Genomic DNA, 21,017 nt, shown 5'->3' with positions numbered 1-21,017 from the left:
CCCGGGGCCAGCATGCCCGGCGGGCGCTTAATCGAGCAAGGCGCGCAGCGGCTGCTTGAGCAGCTTGCCGCTCGCCGTGGTCGGAATCACCTCGACGGTGCGGACCTCGGCCGGGCGCTTGTACGGGGCCAGGCTCTCGCGCAGGTAGGTGTCCAGCGCCTTGCGGTCAAGCTCGGCGCCGTCCTGCATTTCAATGAAGGCCACCACTTCCTCGTTGCCGTCGGCGGTGGTGCGTCCCACCACGGCCGACTGGCGCACGCCGGGGAAGGCGTTGATCACCGACTCGACCTCGATCGGGTAGACGTTGAAGCCGGAGCGGATGATCAGGTCCTTGGAGCGGCCGGAGATAAACAGCGCGCCGTCGGCATCCAGGTAGCCCAGGTCGCCGGTGTTGAGCCAGCCGCCGGGCAGCAGCGCCTCGGCGGTCTGCTCGGGGTTGTGGTAATAGCCCAGCATCACGCCCGGGCCGCGCACGCGGATCTGGCCGCGCTCGCCGGCGGGCAGCGGCTTGCCTTCGGCATCGGTGATCTCGATCTCCACGCCTTCGACGATATAGCCGGCCGAGCAGTCGGCGCGCGGGGCTTCCATGCGCGTGATGAAGAGCGAGCCGGCGTATTCGGTGATGCCGTAGCCATGGTGCAGCGCCTGCCCGAACAGGGTTTCGACCTCGCGCTTAAGCGTGGGGTCCAGCGGCGCGCCGCCGGTATAGAGGTAGCGCAGGCGCGGATAGGCGCCGGGCTTCGCGCCGACGGTGGGCGCCACCGCCATGAGGCGCGTGAACATGGTCGGCACGCCCTGCAGGATGGTGACGCCGGGCGACGCCAGCGACTCGAACACTTCATTGGCGTCGAAGCGAGGGCGCAGGAACAGGCTGGCGCCGGCATACAGCGTGGCCATCAGCACCGTGGCAATGCCGAAGATATGCGACATCGGCAAGGCGCCGTAGGCCACGTCGGCCGGGCCCATGTCGCGCGAGGTGGCGGAGATGCGCGCAAACTGCGTCAGGCCCGCATGCGGCACCATCACGCCCTTGGGCGCACCGGTGGTGCCGGAGGTATAAATCAGCGTGGCGACGCTGCGGGCCAGCCCGGCCGGCTCGCGCTGCGGCGGGGTGGCCGCGCGCACCACCCGCATGCCAGCGTCGAACACTGGGCAGCCGGTGGCCTGTGCGCCCAGCCGCTCGCCGTGCGCCGCGGCCACGTCGGACACATGGCCGGTGAACAGCACCAGCGCCGGCTGCGCATGATCGCGGATATTGTCGATCTCGCGCGCGGACAGGCGCGCGTTGACCTGGATCGGCCAGGCGTGCAGCAGGCTGCTGGCGAACAGCGTGACCACCATCTCGTTGCAGTTCTCGCCGACCACCATCACGCGGTCGCCCTCGCCCACGCCCTGCGCCGCCAGCCAGTCGCGGGCGGCCTCGATGCGCCGCCACAGCTCGCCGTAGCTGATGACGGCGCCGTTCTCGTGCAGGCACGGCGCGTCGGGCGTCTGCGCGGCCCAGTAGCGGGGGATGTCGTGGATATATTCGGGGCGGAAGGAAGACATGGTGCTGGTGGGTCTCTCGATGCAAGCTGAGTCGGATATGCGGCGGAATGCACCCGGCCACATGAAACTGGCTGCATCAGTTTGCGGCAAGCCCCGTGCCGGAGCCATTTGGAATTCACTAAGGCCGTGTTCGTCAACGCCACTGGCCAGCCGCCGTCCGCCCCGCCACCACCCGGCGCAGGTGGTTCCGCCTCCACGAAGGACGGCTTTATCATTGATGAAGCAAGGAATCGCGCCCGGCCCCTACAATCGGCCGGCACAGTGAGGGCCGCCGCTTTGACGCACTGCACAACCAGGCTGAGCCAAAAGCGCCGCGCGGCCCGCGTACCACAGGGGACATTCAGATGGATTTGCGTTTCACCGCCGAGGAACAGGCCTTCCGCGAGGAGGTCCGCACATTCGCGCAGGCCAGCCTGCCGGAAGACATCCGCAACAAGGTACTCAACCACCAGCGCGTGGAAAAGGACGACTACATCCGCTGGCACCGCATCCTGCAGGCCCGCGGCTGGGGTGCGCCGACCTGGCCCAGGCAATGGGGCGGCACCGGCTGGACCGCGCTGCAGCGCCTGATCTTCGAGATCGAGACCTTCCGCGCCGGCGCGCCGCGCATGCTGCCGTTCGGTCTGACCATGATCGGGCCGGTGCTGATGAAGTACGCCAGCCCCGAGATGCAGCAGCGCTTCCTGCCGCGCATCCCCAATATCGACGACTTCTGGTGCCAGGGCTACTCCGAGCCGGGCTCGGGTTCCGACCTGGCCTCATTGAAGACGCGCGCGGTGCGCAAGGGCGACAAGTACATCGTCAACGGCCAGAAGACCTGGACCACCATGGCCCACTTTGCCGATTGGATCTTCTGCCTGGTGCGCACCGACCCGGAGGCCAAGGCCCAGGAAGGCATCTCGATGCTGCTGATCGACATGAAGTCGCCCGGCGTGACGGTGCGCCCGATCAAGACGCTCGACGGCGGCCATGACGTCAACGAGACCTGGTTCGAAGACGTGGAAGTGCCGGTCGAGAACCTGGTCGGCGAAGAGAACCGCGCCTGGACCTATGCCAAGTACCTGCTCGGCCATGAGCGCACCGGCATTGCCGGCATCGGCCACTGCCACCGCGAGCTGCGCCTGCTCAAGCACTACGCCAGCCAGGCCACCGACGGCGCCGGCCGCCCGCTGATCGAAGACGTGCGCATGCGCGACAAGATCGCCCGCGTCGAGATGGACATCATGGCGCTGGAAATGCTGCTGCTGCGCGTCGCCACGCAGGCCGCCGGCACCCCCGGCCCCGAGGCATCAATCGTCAAGATCCGCGGCTCCGAGGTGCAGCAGGACCTGGGCATGCTGATGATGGAAGTGGCCGGCCCCAACGCCTGGCCGTATTCGCCGGACTGGCTTGAGCCGGGCGCGACGCAGCCGGTGGCGGGCCCTGACTGGGCCGCCCCTGCCGCCTCCACCTACTACGACATGCGCAAGACCTCGATCTACGGCGGCGCGACCGAAGTGCAGAAGAACATCATCTCCAAGATGATCCTGGGTTTCTGAAGGGATAGCTGACATGGACTTCACCTACAGCGAAGAGCAACAGATGCTGGCGGACAGCCTGCGTCGCTTCATCGATACCGAATACACGTTCGAGGCCCGCCGCAAGAGCGCGCGCGCAGGCGAGAGCCTGGATCGCGGCATGTGGAACAAGCTCGCTGAAATGGGCGTGCTGGGCCTGACCGTGCCGGCCGACTTCGGCGGCTTCGGCGAAGGCCCCGCCAGCCAGCTGGTGGTGCAGCGCGAACTGGGCCGCGGCCTGGTGCTGGAGCCGGTCACGCCCAGCGGCGTGATGGCCGCGGCCATCCTGGCCGCCCACGGCAGCGCCGCGCAGAAGGAAGAATGGCTGCCCGCGATCGCCTCGGGCGAGCGCATCGTCACGCTGGCCTACCTGGAGCCGACCACCCGCTACCGCCCGGAATCGGCCCGCGCCAGCGCCGAGCGCAGCGGCGACGGCTACGTGCTCAACGGCATCAAGAGCGTGGTCTGGCACGGCGGTGCCGCCGACGCCTACCTGCTGACCGCGCGCGTGGCCGGCAGCAATGAGATTGCGTTGTTCCTGGTGCCGCGCGACAGCAAGGGCCTGGGCGTCACCGCCTATCCCACCATCGACGGCCTGCGCGCCGCCGACCTGTCGCTGCAGGACGTGACCGTGCCGGCCAGCGCGCTGGTGGGCGAGCCCGCTGACGGCCTGGCCGCGCTGGGCGTGGGCCTGGAGCATGGCGTTGCCGCGCTGTGCGCCGAGGGCGCCGGCGCCATGGAAAAGCTGATCGAGATCACCGCCGAGTACCTGGGCACGCGCCAGCAGTTCGGCAAGCCGCTGGCCAGCTTCCAGGCACTGCAGCACCGCATGGCCGACATGCTGGTGCAGAAGGAACTGGCGCTGTCGATGGCCTACGTCGCAGTCCAGGCGCTGGACGAGGCCGATCCCGCCACGCGCCGCCGCATGCTGTCCGCGGCCAAGGTGACGCTGGCCCGTGCCGGTCGCTTCGTCGGCCAGCAGGCCGTGCAGCTGCATGGCGGCATGGGCATGACGGATGAGCTGTCCGTGGGCGACTACTTCAAGCGCCTGACCATGCTGGACCAGTTGCTGGGCGACAGCGACTTCCATCTGCAGCGCTTCGGCGAAGTGATGGAAGCCTGACCCTGGCTGCGGCCGCTGGCCGCACGCTGGCGCGAGGCCGGGCACTTGCCCGGCCTCGCGCCGTTTCAGCTCCCGCTCCCCCTCCCCTTCCCGTACCGCCCCGGTACGCTCCCGCAATCCTCGCGGGATGCTGGCACGCCACCCGGATTGGCCCCCCGCGCCACACCCAGCCCTCCGCCACGCCGGAGGCTAGGGAAATCCACTAGTCCGTTCCAACGATTCCCCGCCGCCGCGCCATCACTACGCTGTCACCACAGGCACAGGCACAGGCACAGCCAGCGCCGGCAATTCCTCTTTACAAGGAGCGAGACTTCAATGAAATCCAGCACAAGACAACTGATACGCGGTGGCCTGCTGCTCACCAGCATGGCCCTGGCGGCGGCATCGTGGGCGAAGGTCACCCCGGAGGAACTCAAGCAACTGGATGGCCCCCTCACGCCGATGGGCGCCGAGCGTGCCGCCAGCAAGGACGGCGAGGTCCCGGCATGGTCCGGCAAGTGGCTGGGCACGCCGGCCCATGTCAAATACCAGCGCGGCGAACGCTATCCGGACCCGTATGCCGATGAGAAGCCGCTGTTCGTCATCACCGCGCAGAACATGGCGCAGTATGCCGAGCGGCTCAGCGACGGGCAGAAGGCGCTGTTCAAGAAGTACCCCGACACCTTCAAGATGCCGGTCTACCCCAGCCATCGCGACTTCCGGTATGAGGACGCCGTCTACAAGGACATCCGCACCTACGCCGCCACCGTCAGCATGACGAGCGATGCCAACGGCCTGAAGGAAGCGGGACCCCAGGTTCCCTACCCGATTCCGAAAACCGCGATGGAGCTGTTGTGGAACCAGCGCTTCTCGTCGGCCATCGGCACCGAGAAGGCGCAGTTCGACCAGGCCGTGGTCTATCCGAACGGCTCGATCGCGTGGGGACGCGTCTCATACAGCATCCTGTCGCCGCGCAATAACGGCAAGTTCGACCCGCACAACGCCATCAACGAGCGCTCCTTCTTCCGCACCGCCACGGACCTGCCGTTGCGTGACCGCGGCCAGGTGATCGTTGGCTACGCGGTCTGGGACCAGGAGGGTTCTGACACCAACCGCACGTGGATCTACAACCCGGGCACGCGGCGGGTGCGCCAGGCGCCGGAATTCGGCTTTGACCAGCCCCAGGGCCCCGGCGGCTTCCGCACCGTGGACGACGACCGGCTCTTCAACGGCTCGGGCGAACGCTACAACTGGAAGATCGTCGGCAAGAAAGAGATCTTCGTCCCGTACCACAACTACAAGCTGCTGAGCACTTCCGTCAAGTACAAGGAGCTGCTCACGAATGGCCACGCTAATCCGGACGTCATGCGCTATGAACCGCATCGGGTATGGGTACTGGAAGCAACGCTCAAGTCCGGTTTCCGGCACCAGTATGCGAAGCGCGTCCTGTATCTCGACGAAGACAGCTGGCTAGCCCTGGCGGCCGACAACTACGATGGCCGCGGCCAGTTGTGGCGCACCAATCTCCAGGCCTCGGTGTACACCTATGATGCACGCCGCTACTATCCGACCACGGTCTTCTACCATGACCTGATTTCGGGTGCCTACCTGGCGGACCGCCTGACCAACGAAGGCCCGATGGCAACGCTGAACAACAGTCCGGAATTCAACGAGGCGTTCTTCTCCCCGGACGCCGCGCGTGGGTCGGGTACCTGATCCGATCGTGATATCCGGCCGGGCGCAGCCTTTGGCGCCCGGTCGCGCTCCCCTCCCCTCCCTGAACTGCCCCCAGAAGTCGGAGACGACTTTTGGGGGTTTTTACATGGCAAAGCCCAGCCGCTCCGATTGCAACCCGGGCTGCGCCGGTTGCTTCTACCTCGAAAAGGAAGCCCTGTATCCCGGCGAACGCGAACGCCGGATGCAGGACGATGTCGTGGTCGCGTAAGTCCGGAACGCCATCAAATAAAAATGGGGCATCCGCCGCGAGCCGCGGCGGATGCCCCATTGACCAGGAGATCAGAAGTTCAGCGGTCGCTGCGCGGCATCCAGGCCGCCGTCGATGAACACCACGTTGCCATGGATGTAGGCCGCCTGCGGCCCGCACAGGAAGACGATCAGCGCGGCCACCTCTTCAGGCTGCGCACGGCGGCCCAACGGCGGCAGGAAATCGCGGATGGCGTCGCCATAGCGCGGGTCCTTCAGCCCTGCCTGCAGCAGCGGCGTTTCCACCGCGCCCGGCGCGACCACGTTGAAGCGCACGCCGGCCTGGCCCCACGCGGCAGCACGTTGCCGCGCGGCCGCCGCCACCGCATGCTTGGAGCTGGCATAGGCAATATAGCCAGCCTGGTCCCGGGTGGCTTCCGCCGCCGCGGCGGCTGCCACCATCGCGCGCACGCCGGACTCGTCGCCGGCAAGGTAGGCATCACGCAGCGGGCTGCCCTCCCAGGACTGGAGCGTGGCCGAATTGGACGACACCACCACGGCGCACGGATCCGAGCCCTGGCGCAGCGCCTCGAACAGGCCATCCAGCAGCGCCACCACGCCGAAGTAGTTGACCGATGCCACCAGCGTGGCGGGTTCGACATGCGGGCCCAGGCCGGCGCAGCAGACCAGCTGATCGATGCGGCCACCCGACCGCGACAGTACAGCGTCGATGGCGGCAGCGCGGCCCTGCGGGTTGGACAGGTCGGCAAGGATGTCGGCATCGCGCAGGTCGATGCCGATGACCCGGCAGCCGTCCGCGAGCATGCGCTGGCGCACGGCCGCACCCATGCCGGACGCGGCTCCGGTAATGACTACGGTTTTCATGTGGTTGAGTTCCATGACGGTGTCGATCAGGCCTCGAACACATGCCGCAGCGCCGGCGGCTCGATGCCGCCCGGGTTCAGCTCGAACGTGCGCCGTGCCACGCTGGACGGCCGCACCTGTTCCACGTCGGTGTAGAACTGCTGGTACCAGTCACGCATCTGGTAGATGGGCCCGTCGCCTTCGCACAGCAGCGGGTTGTCGATGCGGATCTTGCTGTCCCAGATCGCCACGTCCTCGTAGAAGGCCTGTTTGGCCTGCTCCACATAGGCTTGCGCCATGGCACGGTTCTGTTCCTCGGACAGCCCCGGGATCTTCTTCACCAGCACGCCGTAGCGCAGCGCGAAGCTGTTGAGGTCGATCGGCACATGGCAGTTGAGCAGGATCGAGTGGATCTGCTGGTCGCCCATCTGTCCGCTCATCTCGGTGATGTGGTACGCGGGCCCGAAGTACGTGGACAGCGCCGTCAGCTGTGCATCGCCGGAGAGCCGAGCACTGCGTCCGATCATCAGCTGCGTGGCCTTGTGGTCTTCGAACAGGTTGGCAAAGTAGTCCACCGGCGCGCCATGGACCGTGCCGAAATGCGCCATGTCAGAGATATTGTCGACCAGCTCGCGGCAGTTGGTGCGGATCAGCATCTCGTCGATGGCCCAGTCCGACCAATCCGATGAGAAGCAGGCCTCGATGCGCGGGATCGCCACCTCGGGGGGGGCCGGGCGGCCTTCGGGATCGTGCCAGATGAAGAGCAGCCGGTTCTGCTCGCAGGTCTCCCAGGCGCCGACGCGGGCCTTGGGCGGCACGCGCTTGCAGTAAGGGATGGACTTGCAGCCGCCGTCGCCGCCCCATTGCCAGCCGTGGAACGGGCAGACCAGGTTGTCGCCCTGCACGGTGCCGGTGCTCAGGTCCGCCCCCATGTGCGGACAGTAGCCGTCGATCACCCGAATCGCGCCGGTCGAGTCGGCAAATGCCGCCAGGCGCCGGCCGAAGATATTCAGCGTGTGCGGCACGCCGTCGCGGTAGCCATCGGCCAGGCCGAGGCAATGCCAGCCCCGCGCGAAGCGGGCCTCGGGCGGGCGTGATTCGATCTTGTAGCCGGCCTTGTAGCCAGTCTGGTTGCCGTCAGCGGTCATGGCGTCTGTCTCCTTGAATTCCCGTGGGACCTTCAAGATAAGAGCGTCTGGCCGGCGGCTCATCGTCCCATCGGACTACTGCAGCGCGGCAATCCTGGTCAGAGCCGGATCATTGCCCGGGCCGTGCACGCAACTGACGCCGGCCGGATCGTAGATCCGGGCCACGCAGCCATTGCAGCTGTCACAGGCCGAATGCGCCACCGCGCCGCTGCGCCAGTTGGCGACCAGCGCGGGATCGTGGATCAGCGCGCGCGCCAGCGCGACGCAGTCGAAACCCTCTTCCATCAGCTGCGCGACATTGCCGATCGACTTGACGCCGCCGATATAGGCCAGCGGCATGCGCACCGCCCGCCGCACCACGCGCGACGCTTCCAGGAAATACAGCTCGCGAAAGGCCAGCGCGCGCGGCGTACGCTTTTCCAGCATGGTGATGCCGAAGCGCGCCACCGCGGTCGGTGCGGCGGCCTTCATCTGCGCCGTGGGCATGGGGCTGCCGAACAGCGCCCACGGGCTCTCCACGTTGCGCCCGCCGCTGAGGGTCAGCAGGTCGGCGCCTTCCGCCTCCAGCAGGCGCGCGGTCACGGCGGAATCCGCAGGTTCGTTGCCGCCCGGCACGCCGTCGCTGACGCTCAGCTTGCAGCAGACCGCCAGCTCGGCGCCGACCGCGTCCTTCACCTGGCGCAGCACCGCGGCCGGAAAGCGGGTGCGGTTCTCCACGCCGCCGCCGAACGCATCGCGCCGCCGGTTGCTCAGCGGCGACAGGAACTGGTTGAGCAGGTAGCCGTGCCCCATGTGGATTTCCACCGCATCGAAGCCGGCTTCGCGCGCCAGACGCGCTGCCGCGGCGAACTGGCCGGCAACGCGTGCCATGTCCGCCTCGCGCATGGCACGCTGGAAATACACGCCATGCAGCATGCCAAAGGCATTGAGTCCGGCCGAAGCACTGCCCGGCGCGCGGCTGCCGCCGTGGCGCATGGTGGTGAACGAGCCCGCATGGGTGATCTGCAGGCAGGCCGCAGCGCCTTCGCGATGCACGGCATCGGTCAGCACGCGCAGGGGCGCAACCTGCTCCGGGCGCATGCTGAGCTGGTGCGAAAAAGTCAGGCCGTCGTCGGCCACCGCCGCATACGCTACCGTGGTCATGCCCACGCCGCCCGCGGCAAGCTCGCGGTGGTGCCTGACCAGGGCCTGGGTCGGCAGGCCCTGCGGCGTCATGCCCTCGTTGGCGCCGGCCTTGATCAAGCGGTTGCGCAGCGTGAGCGGGCCGATGCGGACCGGCGTGAATGCCGCCGCCGCGGAAGCCTGGTTATCGTGCATGTTGTTTCTCCGGGACATCGGCCCTATACCACGTCGGATTTCAAGGCGTGCGCCGGCGTCACCGTCTCGCCGCGCGCTGCGCCACCGGCACCACCGGCGGCCACGCGTGCACGCTCTTCTTCCTCCACCCCCAGCCACGCAGCCAGCGCCGGCAGCAAAGACACCGCACCGAACAGGTTCACCAGGAACATGAAGGCCAGCAGGATCCCCATGTCGGCCTGGAACTTGAGCGCGGCAAAGGCCCAGGTGCCCACGCCGATGCACATCGTCAGCGCCGTGAACAGCGCCGCCGAACCGCGCTGGCGCATGGCCTCGGCAAAGGCCTGCGGCAAGGCCTGTCCTTCCTCGCGGATCTGGTGCTGGATGCGCTCATACAGGTAGATGCCGTAGTCCACGCCAACGCCCACGCCCAGTGTGATGACCGGCAGCGTCGACACCTTCAGCCCGATGCCAAGCCGCGCCATCAGCGCATTGCACAGCACCGACACCAGCGTCAGCGGCACGATGATGCACAGCACCGCGCGCCACGAGCGGAACGTCAGCAGGCACAGCAGCGTGATCGCGCCGAAGATCGACAGCAGCATGGTCACTTCGGCTTCCTCCACGGCCTCATTGGTGGCCGCCATCACGCCGATATTGCCCCCGGCCAGGCGGAACGCCACGTTGGGGGTCTTGTCGGCGGCGGTGAAGCGGCGGATCTCGCGGATGATGTGGGCGATGGTGGCGCCCTCATGGTTGGCCGTGTAGATCAGCACCTGGATGGCCTGGCAGTTCGAGGTATTCATGCCGTTGTCCGGGTCGAAGGCCTTGGCGCCCTGGCTCAGGCCCTCGCTGCTGCGCGGCAGCGCCTCCCAGCGCGGGTTGCCCTCGTTGTAGGCGCCGATCACCACCTTGGCCAGCGATGACACGCTCACTACCGACTGCACGCCGGACACGCCGCGCATATGCATCTCGAAGCGTTCCACCGCACTCATCACCGGGTAGTGCAGGCAGCCGTCGTCGAAGCCGGTGGGCTCCACCACCACGGTCAGTGCATCCGAGCCGATGTTGTACTGGCTCACGATGCTGGCGCTATCGCGGTTGTAGCGCGAATCCGCGCGCAGTTCCGGTGCGCCGCTGCCGACATCGCCGATCTTCAGGCCGCGTGAATCGATGGCGCCGGCCGCCAGCAGCGCGAGCGCGGCCACGAACACCCCCAGCGCCGGTCCCGGGCGCGCCAGCGCGCCGAACTTCTGCCACAGCCCGCCGGTTCCCTGCGCGCGCCGGGCCTGCGCCGATGCCAGCGCCGACGGCTCCAGCCGCGTGTACGACAGCAGGATCGGCAGGAACACCTTGTTGGTCACGATCATCAGCAGCACACCCAGGCAGGCCGTGATGCCAAGCTCGCGCACGATGTCGATCTCGATGCGCATGATGACCATGAACCCGAGCGCGTTGGTCAGCAGCGCGACCGTGCCGGGGATGAACAGTTTGCGGAAGGCCGCGCTGGCGCTGTCCAGCGCACCATGCCCCTGCACCACTTCCTGCTTCCAGGCATTGGTCATCTGCACCGCGTGCGAGACCCCGATCGAGAAGATCAGGAACGGCACCAGGATCGACATTGGGTCGATGCCGTAGCCCAGCAGCGGCAGCAGGCCCAGCAGCCAGGCCACGGGCAGCAGCGCCACCACCAGCGACAGCAGCGTGATGCGCAGCGAGCGCGTGTACAGCCACAGCAGCAGCGCAGTCACGGCGAAGGCCAGCGCGAAGAAGCCCATCACGCCGGCGATGCCCTCTTCCACATCGCCCACCAGCTTGGCAAAGCCGACGATATTGACCTCGACGTCGGTGCCGCTGAATTCCCCGCGGATCTTCTCCAGCTGGCGTGCGACCGAACCGTAGTCGATGGTCTTGCCGGTGGCCGGATCGGTCTCACGCAGCTCCGCGCGAATCAGCGCGGACCTCAGGTCGTTGCTGACGAGGCGGCCGATCTGGCCGGAGCGCGCCACGTTGCGGCGCACCTTATCGAGCTCGGCCGGCGTGCCGGAGAAGCGCCCCGGAACCACCACGTCGCCGCGAAAGCCCGCCTCCGTCACCTCGGTGTAGCGCACATTGGGCGTGAACAGCGAGAACACGCGCGACCGGTCCACGCCGGGAATGAAGAACACGTCATCGGTGGCGCGGCGCAGCTTGTCCATGAAGGCCGCGTTATAGATGTCGCCGTCGCCCTTCCAGCGCAGGCTCAGCAGCACCGTATTGGCACCGGAGAAGGTGCTCGCGTATTTGGTAAACACCTGCATGTACCGGTGCTGCAGCGGGATCATCTTGTTGAAGCCGGGATCGAGCCGCAGCCGCGTGGCCGAGACGCCCAGCGCCACGGTCACGGCCAGGCACAGCACCAGCAGCAGGCGGCGCCGGTGCATCAGCAGGCTGGCACAGGCATCGACAAGGCGGCCCAGGCGGCCGGAGGAATGGGGGCGGGTCATGATCGTTCTCGCATTCGGTTAGCCAGGGTCAGGCAGGGTCAGCGGGGGTTGGCGGCGAGCGTGGCGCCGGCAAGGCCGCCATTGCCGCCCAGCGCCAGCGTGTCCTTGCCGGCAGGGGCCAGCGCGGCCAGGGTCTGCGGGCTGCCGGCGGGCAAGGCGGTGAACTGGCGCCCGCCGTCGGCGGACATCACCAGCGTGCCACCCTGCCCGGCCAGCACGATGCGGCCATCGGGCAGCTCGACGCCGCCGAAGAACGAGGTCTTGAGGCCAGTGTCCGCGGCCTGCCAGGTGGCGCCGAAGTCCTCGCTGCGCAAGGCGTTGCCGCGCATGCCGAAAGCCAGCCAGGCGCCGTCGCGCAGCGGCTGCACGCCGTACAGCGAACCCTCGTAGGGGGACTTCACCACCTCCCAGCGGCTGCCGCCGTCGGGCGAGCGCAGCACCAGGCCGGCTTCGCCGACCAGCATCAGGCGTCCCTGCCCATCGCCGGCAATGCCGTTGAGGTGGCGGTCTTGCATGGCCTTGTCTGCGGCCGCCTCCCAGTGCCTGCCCTGGTCGCGCGAGACCAGGAAGCGGCCAAAGCTGCCGACCGCGAACCACGGGCCGCCCGCCTGCGCCCAGGCGCCCAGCAGCGGATCGGACGAGCGCGCGTCGAAGGCCACCTGCTGCCAGTGGGCACCGCCGTCTTCGGTGCGCAGGATCCAGCCGCTGTGCCCGACCGCCATGCCGTGGCGGCTGTCGGCAAAGACCACCTGGGTCAGCGCGGCGCCTTGCGGATGATCCACGACGGCCGTGCGCCAGTTGCGGCCCTGGTCGTCGCTGAACAGGATCTGGCCGCGCTCGCCCACCGCCACCAGGCGCTCGCCGGCGCGCGCGATGCCGTTGACCTGCAGGCCGTCCGGGCGCAGCGTCGTAGCCGCGAACGGCGGCAGCGGGCGCGGCGCGAAGGCCCATACCGCGGTGGCCAGCACGGCCAGCGACATGGCGACGCCGATCAGTCGTTTCATGATGTCTCCTCCGGTTGGAGTGATGGCAGGCGGCCTCGTTGCGGGCCGGTCCCTGCAGGGGCTGCTTGTGATTACAGGATGTCGAACAGCGCGGCGGCGCCCATGCCGCCGCCGATGCACATGGTCACCACCGCCTGCTGCACGCCGCGGCGCCGGCCTTCAATCAGCGCGTGCGCGGTCATGCGCGCACCCGACATGCCGAACGGATGGCCGATCGAGATCGCGCCGCCGTTGACGTTCAGCCGCGCATCCGGGATGCCCAGCTTCTGCTGGCAGTACAGCACCTGGCAGGCAAAGGCCTCGTTCAGCTCCCACAGGCCCACATCCGCCACCGTCATGTCATGGCGCTCGAGCAGCCTGGGCACGGCGAACACCGGGCCAATCCCCATCTCGTCCGGCGCGCAGCCCGCCACCGCCATGCCGCGGTAGCGTCCCAGCGGGCGCAGGCCGCGGCGGCGGGCCTCGTCGGCGCTCATCAGCAGCACCGCGGCGGCGCCGTCCGACAGTTGCGAAGCATTGCCGGCGGTGATGTGCTCGCCGGCGGCCACAGCCTGTCCGCCGCTCCAGACCGGCTTCAGCGCCTCCAGGCTGCTGGCCGTGGTATCGGGCCGGTTGCACTCGTCGTGCGCAAGCCGCACGGTCTCGTGGCCGGTCAGCGTGCCGGCCTTGTCGAACAGCGCGCGGCGCGTTTCCAGCGGCACGATCTCGTCGTCGAAGGCACCGCGCCGCTGTGCCTCGGCGGTGCGCTGCTGGCTGCGCCAGGCGTAGGCATCCTGCTCGGCGCGGCTGATGCCGTAGCGGCGTGCCACCACCTCGGCGGTCTCGATCATTGCCATATAGGCTGCCGGCTGCCGCGCCAGCACCGCTTCGGACTGGGCGCGGTAGCTGTTCTTGTGCTTGGTCTGCGTCAGCGAGATGGATTCCGCGCCGCCGGCCACGATGATGTCGGCCTCGCTGCACTGGATCGCGCGGGCGCCCGCCGCGATCGTCATCAGGCCCGAGCCGCACATGCGGTCCATGGTCATGCCGGGCACGCTGTCCGGCAGACCGGCCGCCACCGCGCACAGGCGGCCCAGGTTGTAGCCCTGGGTGCCCTGCTGCGCGGCCGCGCCGATCAGCACATCTTCCACCTCGGACGGATCCACGCCGGCGCGCTCCACCACCGCGCGCACCACGTGGCCGCCCAGCACCGGGGCCTCGGTGTCGTTGAAGGCACCGCGGAAGGCCTTGCCGATCGGTGTGCGCGCGACGGCGACAATGACTGCTTCTTTCATTCTGGATTCCTGTTCAGAAGTAATAGCGGCTGATGGTCTCGGCCACGCAGGCCGGCTTGTCCCCGCCTTCGATTTCCACGGTCATGCGCACCACCGACTGCACGCCGCCCTGCAAGGTCTCGGCCCGCACCAGCTCGCCCACGCCGCGCACGCGCGCGCCCACGCGCACCGGCGCCGGGAAGCGCACCTTGTCGCAGCCGTAGTTGACGCCCCACTTCATGCCTTCGACCGTGACCAGTTCCGGCAGGAACTGGTTGACCAGCGCCAGCGTCAGGTAGCCGTGCGCGATGCAGGCGCCGTATGGGCCCTGCGCGGCGCGCTCAGGGTCCACGTGCAGCCACTGGTGGTCGCCGGTGGCATTGGCGAACTGGTTGACCTGTTCCTGGGTGATCTGGGTCCAGGCGCTTTCGCCGAGGCGCTGGCCGACGGCGGCGTGGATGTCTTCGGCAGAACGGAAGATTCTTGGCATGTCTGGTTCCTGCGTTGTTCCCGGTCCCAACTGTTTCCCTTCAAGCCCGCTGGCTGCTCACCGGCAGCACCTCGCCCGTCATGTACGAGGCATAGTCGCTGGCCAGGAACACCATCACATTGGCCACCTCCCACACCTCGGCCGCGCGCCCGAAGGCTTCGCGCTCGCTGAGCTGGCGCAGCAGGTCGGCCGGCGCCGACTTCTTCAGGAAGTCATGCAGCGCGATGCTGGGCGCCACCGCATTGATGCGCACGCCAAATTCGGCGGCCTCCATCGCGCTGCAGCGCGTCAGCGCCATCACCCCGGCCTTGGCCGCGGCGTAGTGCGACTGCTCCTTCTGCGCACGCCAGCCCAGCACCGAGGCGTTGTTGACGATGGCGCCGCGCCGGCGCGCCTGCATGTGCGGCAACATCGCGCGCGTCATGCGGAAGGTGCCCGTGAGGGAAATATCGATCACGCGCGACCACTCGGCATCGTCCATATCAACTAGGCGGCGCGAGCCGCCCAGGCCGGCGTTGTTGATCAGTACGTCGGTTCCGCCCAAAACTTCTTCGGCGGCGGCCACAAGTGCGCGCACCTGCGCTTCATCCGACACATCGCAAAGCTGGCCATGGATCGCCTGCAGGCCGGTTTCCGCGCGCAGGCGCCCGACCGCTTCGTCCAGCCGCTTCTGGTGAACATCGGAGATCATCAGCGCGCGGCAGCCCTCCTCCGCGCAGCGGCGCGCGGCGGCAAAGCCGATGCCGGCGCCCGCCGCCGCGGTGATGAGCACGCTCTTGCCGGCGAGCAGCTGATGGCCCGGCACATAGGCTGGGGCGCTGGGGATTTCGGTGTTCAGGGTCATGGCTGTCCTCGTGCTTCGCGCGGCATGCCGAGGCCGCGTTCGGCGATGATGTTGAGCTGGATTTCGTTGGTGCCGGCGTAGATGGTGTCGGCGCGCGAGAACAGCGCCATCTGCTGCAGCCGCGTGCGGCGCGTGTCGCCGGCGTCCAGCACATTGGCCAGCGGGCCCAGCACGTCCAGCGCCAGCTGGCCCAGGTCGCGGTGCCAGTTTGACCAGTAGTACTTGTAGATCAGCGCCTCGCGCTGCAGCGCGGTGCCACCGTCCTGGCCTGCCTGCGCCGCGCCTGCCAGCATGCGCAGCGCATTGGCGCGCATCACGCGCAGGCCGGCCCAGGCGCGCGCAATGCGCTGGCGCACCAGCGCGTCGCGGCTGCTGCCGTTGTCGCGCGCGGTCTGCGCCACCCATTCCAGTTCATGCGTGAACTGCATCTGCTGGCCCAGCGTGGAGATGCCGCGCTCGAAGCCCAGCAGCGCCATGGCGATGCGCCAGCCATCGCCGGGCGCGCCCAGCACATCGGCGGCGGCGGCACGCGCGCCGTCGAAGAACACCTCATTGAATTCGGCGCCACCGCCCATCTGGCGGATCGGCCGGATCTCGATGCCGGGCTGGTCCAGCGGCAGCATCAGGAAGATCAGGCCCTTGCTGCCGCGCGAGCCGGGCTCGCAGCGCGCCAGCACGAAGATCCAGTCCGAATCGTGCGCGAGCGAGGTCCACACCTTCTGGCCGCTCACCAGCCAGTCGCCACTGGCCGCATCGCGCTCCGCCCGCGTGCGCACATTGGCCAGGTCCGAGCCCGCCCCAGGCTCCGAATACCCCTGGCACCAGAACGCGGTGCCATTCAGGATGCCGGGCAGCAGGCGCGCCTTCTGGTCCTCGGTGCCGAAGGCGACCAGGGTCGGGCCGATCAGCCCCTCGCCGATATGGCCCATGCGCCCCGGCCCCGCCGCCCGCGCATATTCCTCATGAAAGATCACCTGCTGCATGACCGGCAGCTCGCGCCCGCCATGCGCGCGCGGCCAGCCCAGGCCGGTCCAGCCGCCTTCGGCCAGCCGGCGCTCCCATGCCTTGCGCAGTTCGGGATAGGCCTCTTCGTCGCCGGGGCCGCCGCGGTTCTTCAGGCAGGCGAACTCGCCGGCCAGGTTGGCGGCCATCCACTGCGCGACTTCGGCGCGAAATGCCGCCTCGTGATTCGCTGTCATGCTGTCCTCCAGGCGTGCGGGCCATTTGCTGCGAGATACGCCAGCGCCGCGCCGGCACCGCCCAGCCAGTGGCTGGCGGCCTGCGCGCGCTTGAAATAGAGCTGGGGGTCGTACTCCCAAGTGAAGCCGACACCGCCATGCAACTGGATGGCCTCCTGCGCGCAGAAGCGCAGGGCATCGTCGGCGGCCACGGATGCGGCGGCGATGTCGAGGCGGATGCCGGTACCATCGGCCACATCGCTCATTTCCCACGCCTGCGCCGCGCCATACACTGCCGAGCGCGCTGCCTCGACCAGCACCATCATCTGCGCGCAGCGGTGCTTGACCGCCTGGAACGAAGCGATGGCGCGGCCGAACTGGATCCGTTCCGAGGCATAGGCCACGGTCAGGTCCAGGCATTGCTGGGCCGCGCCAAGCTGCTCCGCCGCCAGCATCAGCTTGCCGTGCCACCAGGCATGGGCCAGGCCGGAGGCCGCCGCGTCCGCGCGCGCCAGGCAGGCGCTGGCGGGCACCGGCAGCCCGTCCAGCCGCAGCGCGGCCAGCGGCCGCGTGCGGTCCAGCGTATCGAGCGGCGCCAGCATGAATCGCGCATCCTGTGCCAGTGCTGTCGGTTCCAGCAGGAACAGCGCAGGCACGCCGTCTTCGAGTCGGGCCGGCACCAGCAGCCAGTCAGCGCCGACGGCATCGGCCACCTGGGCAGCGCAGCCACGCAGCACGAAGCCATCCGTGCTTGCCTGCGCGCCAATCGCGGCGCCGTCGTACTGCCAGCCGCCATCGTCCGGCAGCACCGCGGCGGCACGAAGCTCGCCACAGGCCAGCCGTTCCAGCCACTGCGCGCTGCCACGCGGGCCCAGGCTGGCCTGCAGCCAGGGGGCGGCCACGCACACGGCGGACCAGAACGGCACGCAGGCCAGGCGCTGGCCCAGTTGTTCCTGCAGCAGCACCAGCCCGGGCGCGCCCAGGCCGGCGCCGCCCACGGCTTCGGGCAGTGCGATGCCGCACCAGCCGAGTTCGCCCGCGACCGCTTGCCACAGGGCCTCGTCGTGCGCCGGGCCTACCTCGGTCACGCGCCGCACCGCCTCCGAATCGCTGTGCGCGGCGAGGTAGTCGCGCGCGCTGTCGCGGACCATCTGCTGTTCGACGCTAAGGGAGAAGTCCATGGCCGTCGCGCTCAGCTGCCGTAGACCGGCTGGGGCGGCTGCGCCTGCGCCAGCAGTTCCGCCACGGCTGCGCCCAGTTCGGCCGGCTGCCAGCGCGATCCCTTGTCGGTCTTGGGTCCGCTGCGCCAGCCGTCGGCCACCGAGACCATGCCACCGGCCGCCTCGAACATGCGCCCGTTGACCTGCGCGGACGCGGCGCTGCCCAGCCACACCACCAGCGGCGCGACGTTGGCCGGGTCATAGTAGTCAAAGCCGGCGGCCGGCGCCCGCATCATGTCGGCGAACACGTCTTCGGTCATGCCGGTGCGCGCCGCCGGCGCCAGGGCATTGGCGGTGATGCCATAGCGGCCCAGCTCGGCGGCCTGCACCAGCGTGAGCGCGGCAATGCCGGCCTTGGCGGCGGCGTAGTTCGACTGTCCGACCGAACCCTGCAGGCCTGCGCCGGAGCTGGTGTTGATGATGCGCGCATCGACGGCGCGGCCGGCCTTGGCGGCATCGCGCCACCGTTTGGCGAGCAGGTTGGCCAGGCAGAAGTGGCCGCGCAGGTGCACGCGCATGACGTCGTCCCAGTCCGCTTCGGTCAGGCTGACAAACATGCGGTCGCGGCAGATGCCGGCGTTGTTGACCAGCACATGCACCTCGCCGAAGGCCTCGACCGCGGCATCGACGATGCGCTGCGCGATGGCCAGTTGCGTGATGTCGTCAGCGCTGGCCAGTGCGCTGCCGCCGGCCGCGCGGATCTCCGCGCAAACGGCCTCGGCCGCCTCGAGCCGGATGTCGTTGACGACCACATTGGCGCCCTCGGCGGCGAAGGCCAGCGCATAGGCACGGCCCAGCCCGCCGCCGGCGCCGGTGATGATGACGGTGCGTGCGTCGCAGATTCCCATGGCGGTCTCCTTACAAGCGTTCGATGATGGTGACGTTGGCCAGGCCACCGCCTTCGCACATGGTCTGCAGGCCGTAGCGCCCGCCGGTTCGTTCCAGCTCATGCAGCAGCGTGGTCATCAGGCGCGCGCCGGTGGCGCCCAGCGGGTGGCCCAGTGCGATGGCGCCGCCGTTGGGGTTGGTGCGCTCGGCCGCGTAGCCGGTCTCGGCCAGCCATGCCATCGCCACCGAGGCGAACGCTTCATTGATCTCGACCACGTCGATATCGGCCAGGCGCAGGCCGCTGCGCTCCAGTGCGCGTTTGGTCGCAGGGATCGGCGCGGTCAGCATCCACAGCGGGTCATCTCCCAGCACGCTCATATGCGCGATGCGCGCGCGCGGTTTGAGCTGGTAGCGCTTGAGCGCGTCTTCCGAGACGATCAGCAGCGCGGCGGCGGCATCGGCGGTCTGGCTGGACACGGCCGCGGTCAGCGAACTGCCGGGCATCAGCGGTTCCAGCGCAGCCATCCTGGCCAGCGTGGTATCAGGGCGCGGGGTCTCGTCATGCTTCACGCCTTCGCACGGCACGATCTCGCGCGCAAAGCGGCCGCCTTCAATGGCCGCAGCGGCGCGCCGGTGGCTTTCCAGCGCGTAGACTTCCATGGCCTCGCGCGACAACTTCCAGTGATCGGCAATGCGCTGCGCAGCATGGAATTGCGACACCGGCGCATCGCCAAAGCGTGCCTGCCAGCCCTTGCTGCCCGAGAACGGGTCGGCAAAACCCAGCGCCTGCCCCGCCAGCATGGCCGACGAGATCGGGATCTGGGTCATGGTCTGCACGCCGCCGGCAATGACCACGTCCTGCGTGCCGCTCATCACCGCCTGCGCGGCAAAGTGCACGGCCTGCTGCGAGGAGCCGCACTGCCGGTCCACGGTCACGCCCGGCACCGTCAGCGGCAGGCCGGCAGCCAGCCACGCGCTGCGGGCAATATTGCCGGCCAGCGGGCCGATGGTGTCGACGCAGCCGAACACCACGTCGTCATAGTCCTCGGCGGGAATGCCGTTGCGGCGCACCAGCTCGGCCAGCACGAAGCCGCCCAGGTCGGCGCCGTGCATGTGCGACAGTCCGCCCTTGCGGCGCCCGGTGGGCGTGCGCAGGGCATCAACGATATAGGCGTCTTTCATGGTCTTTGCTCTCTTTGGATTCAGGCGAAGGTGGCGCCAGCGCCGATGTCATGCGCGCCGTCAAGGATGTGCGCGCCAATGCGCGCCTTGTGGAAGGCACGGTCGCCCCAGCTTCCCGCCAGGGCCCAGGCCCGCTTGGTGAAGATCTGCAGGTCCAGCTCCCAGGTGTAGCCCATTGCGCCATGCACCTGGATGGCCTGGCGCGCCGCGCTCCAGGCGCAGCGCGCGGCTGCCACGCGGGCGTGCGAGACATGCAGGCCCGCATCGGGCAGGCCATACGCCAGCGCCGCGGCGGCGCGCAGCAGCACCGGCCGGGCGAATTCAAGCTGGATCGCCACGTCGGCCAGCAGGTGCTTGACCGCCTGGTAGGCGCCGATGGCCTTGCCGAACTGCTTGCGTTGCGCGCTGTAGTCGATCGCCAGGTCCAGCATGCGCTGGGTCAGGCCCAGCTGCTGCGCGGCCACGCCGAGCGCGCCGCGGTTCAGCGCGCTGTCCCACAGGCCACTGCCGGACGAAATCAGCCCGCTATCCGCGGCCGGCGTCCAGGCCAGCTCGAACAGACGGCGCGAAGGATCGAGCCCGGTGCGCGCCGTCAGCACGGCCTGGTCGGGCCGCAGCAGGTGCACGGCACCTTCGTGCGCGCACAGGATGGCGTCGGCCACATGGGCGTCAGCGACCAGCCGCTCTTGCGGATGCGCCACCGCCACGCGGGCATCGCCGGCGGCGATGCGCTCCAGCAGCGTGGCGCAGCGCTCGCGCGCCGAGGCGTTCGGCGCCGCCGCGAGCGCGTCACGCAGCAGCCCCGCCGCCACCAGCGCAGTGTCGAGCAAAGGCTCGGGCAGCGCAAAGTAGCCGCAGGCCTGCGCCAGCGGCGCCCATTCGACCTCCCCCAGCCCCAGTCCGCCCTGCTCCTGCGGCACCATCACCGCGGTCAGGCCCTGGTTGGCAAGCTGGCGCCACAGCGCGTCGGAGCGGCCGGACTCGGTGGCCCACAGCTCGCGCGTCAGCTCGGGCGTCATCTCGGTCATCAGGAAGCGCCGGATCGCCTCGGCAAACTGTTCTTGTTCTTCGGTCAATGCGAAATCCATGGTGTTT

18 protein-coding genes are annotated in these 21,017 nt (G+C 68.9%); 4 read left to right on the top strand and 14 right to left on the bottom strand.

Features of this window, described 5'->3' with window-relative positions:
* Nucleotides 1–27: 27 nt before the first annotated feature.
* The gene (locus CNE_RS21160) at nucleotides 28–1,548 is read right to left on the bottom strand and encodes a class I adenylate-forming enzyme family protein (RefSeq protein WP_013952319.1); all 1,521 of its coding nucleotides are present in this window, start codon (nucleotides 1,546–1,548) and stop codon (nucleotides 28–30) included.
* A gap of 344 nt (nucleotides 1,549–1,892) precedes the next feature.
* On the opposite strand from CNE_RS21160, the gene CNE_RS21155 reads away from it, so the two are divergent.
* The 4 genes from CNE_RS21155 to CNE_RS42740 all read left to right on the top strand — a co-directional run bounded on the left by CNE_RS21155 (nucleotide 1,893) and on the right by CNE_RS42740 (nucleotide 6,151).
* Entirely contained in the window at nucleotides 1,893–3,086 is a 1,194-nt protein-coding gene (locus tag CNE_RS21155) for an acyl-CoA dehydrogenase family protein (protein ID WP_013952318.1), read from the top strand.
* A 13-nt stretch (nucleotides 3,087–3,099) separates the two neighbouring features.
* Complete coding sequence (locus CNE_RS21150; RefSeq protein ID WP_013952317.1) at nucleotides 3,100–4,227, top strand: acyl-CoA dehydrogenase family protein; 1,128 nt, start codon at nucleotides 3,100–3,102, stop codon at nucleotides 4,225–4,227.
* A 315-nt stretch (nucleotides 4,228–4,542) separates the two neighbouring features.
* Nucleotides 4,543–5,922 carry a DUF1329 domain-containing protein gene (locus CNE_RS21145; RefSeq protein ID WP_013952316.1) on the top strand — a complete coding sequence of 460 codons (1,380 nt, stop codon included), beginning with the start codon at nucleotides 4,543–4,545 and terminating at the stop codon, nucleotides 5,920–5,922.
* 106 nt (nucleotides 5,923–6,028) lie between these two features.
* A complete protein-coding gene (locus CNE_RS42740) occupies nucleotides 6,029–6,151 on the top strand; it encodes a hypothetical protein (protein ID WP_013952315.1) in 123 nt (40 codons plus the stop codon).
* 71 nt (nucleotides 6,152–6,222) lie between these two features.
* On the opposite strand, the gene CNE_RS21140 is transcribed toward CNE_RS42740, so the two are convergent.
* From CNE_RS21140 to CNE_RS21080, 13 genes are all read right to left on the bottom strand, one after another.
* Entirely contained in the window at nucleotides 6,223–7,014 is a 792-nt protein-coding gene (locus CNE_RS21140) for an SDR family oxidoreductase (RefSeq protein ID WP_041228560.1), read from the bottom strand.
* Nucleotides 7,015–7,040: 26 nt separating this feature from the next.
* Nucleotides 7,041–8,141, bottom strand: a complete 1,101-nt coding sequence (locus CNE_RS21135; RefSeq protein ID WP_013952313.1) for a Rieske 2Fe-2S domain-containing protein — start codon at nucleotides 8,139–8,141, stop codon at nucleotides 7,041–7,043.
* A gap of 75 nt (nucleotides 8,142–8,216) precedes the next feature.
* Nucleotides 8,217–9,395 carry an NADH:flavin oxidoreductase gene (locus tag CNE_RS21130; protein ID WP_407919950.1) on the bottom strand — a complete coding sequence of 393 codons (1,179 nt, stop codon included), beginning with the start codon at nucleotides 9,393–9,395 and terminating at the stop codon, nucleotides 8,217–8,219.
* An 86-nt stretch (nucleotides 9,396–9,481) separates the two neighbouring features.
* A complete protein-coding gene (locus CNE_RS21125; RefSeq protein ID WP_013952311.1) occupies nucleotides 9,482–11,923 on the bottom strand; it encodes an efflux RND transporter permease subunit in 2,442 nt (813 codons plus the stop codon).
* Nucleotides 11,924–11,961: 38 nt separating this feature from the next.
* Nucleotides 11,962–12,927 (bottom strand): WD40/YVTN/BNR-like repeat-containing protein, encoded by a 966-nt coding sequence (locus CNE_RS21120; protein ID WP_013952310.1) that lies wholly within the window; start codon nucleotides 12,925–12,927, stop codon nucleotides 11,962–11,964.
* A 71-nt stretch (nucleotides 12,928–12,998) separates the two neighbouring features.
* Nucleotides 12,999–14,201 (bottom strand): acetyl-CoA C-acyltransferase, encoded by a 1,203-nt coding sequence (locus CNE_RS21115; protein ID WP_013952309.1) that lies wholly within the window; start codon nucleotides 14,199–14,201, stop codon nucleotides 12,999–13,001.
* A 13-nt stretch (nucleotides 14,202–14,214) separates the two neighbouring features.
* Nucleotides 14,215–14,670: a MaoC family dehydratase gene (locus tag CNE_RS21110; protein ID WP_010813969.1), complete on the bottom strand. Its 456-nt coding sequence runs from the start codon at nucleotides 14,668–14,670 to the stop codon at nucleotides 14,215–14,217.
* 40 nt (nucleotides 14,671–14,710) lie between these two features.
* Entirely contained in the window at nucleotides 14,711–15,514 is an 804-nt protein-coding gene (locus tag CNE_RS21105) for an SDR family oxidoreductase (protein WP_013952308.1), read from the bottom strand.
* Entirely contained in the window at nucleotides 15,511–16,713 is a 1,203-nt protein-coding gene (locus CNE_RS21100) for an acyl-CoA dehydrogenase family protein (protein ID WP_013952307.1), read from the bottom strand. The genes CNE_RS21105 and CNE_RS21100 overlap by 4 nt, the downstream gene beginning before the upstream one ends.
* Complete coding sequence (locus tag CNE_RS21095; protein WP_013952306.1) at nucleotides 16,710–17,873, bottom strand: acyl-CoA dehydrogenase family protein; 1,164 nt, start codon at nucleotides 17,871–17,873, stop codon at nucleotides 16,710–16,712. The genes CNE_RS21100 and CNE_RS21095 overlap by 4 nt, the downstream gene beginning before the upstream one ends.
* 11 nt (nucleotides 17,874–17,884) lie before the next feature.
* Nucleotides 17,885–18,760: an SDR family oxidoreductase gene (locus CNE_RS21090; RefSeq protein ID WP_013952305.1), complete on the bottom strand. Its 876-nt coding sequence runs from the start codon at nucleotides 18,758–18,760 to the stop codon at nucleotides 17,885–17,887.
* 10 nt (nucleotides 18,761–18,770) lie between these two features.
* Entirely contained in the window at nucleotides 18,771–19,922 is a 1,152-nt protein-coding gene (locus CNE_RS21085) for an acetyl-CoA C-acetyltransferase (protein ID WP_013952304.1), read from the bottom strand.
* 20 nt (nucleotides 19,923–19,942) lie between these two features.
* On the bottom strand, nucleotides 19,943–21,010 hold the full coding sequence (locus CNE_RS21080; protein ID WP_013952303.1) for an acyl-CoA dehydrogenase family protein: 1,068 nt from the start codon (nucleotides 21,008–21,010) through the stop codon (nucleotides 19,943–19,945).
* Nucleotides 21,011–21,017: the final 7 nt, after the last annotated feature.

The sequence above is a fragment of the Cupriavidus necator N-1 genome, assembly GCF_000219215.1.
In the GTDB taxonomy this organism is placed as follows: Bacteria; Pseudomonadota; Gammaproteobacteria; order Burkholderiales; family Burkholderiaceae; genus Cupriavidus; species Cupriavidus necator.
This window is presented reverse-complemented; position numbering and strand designations above follow the sequence as displayed.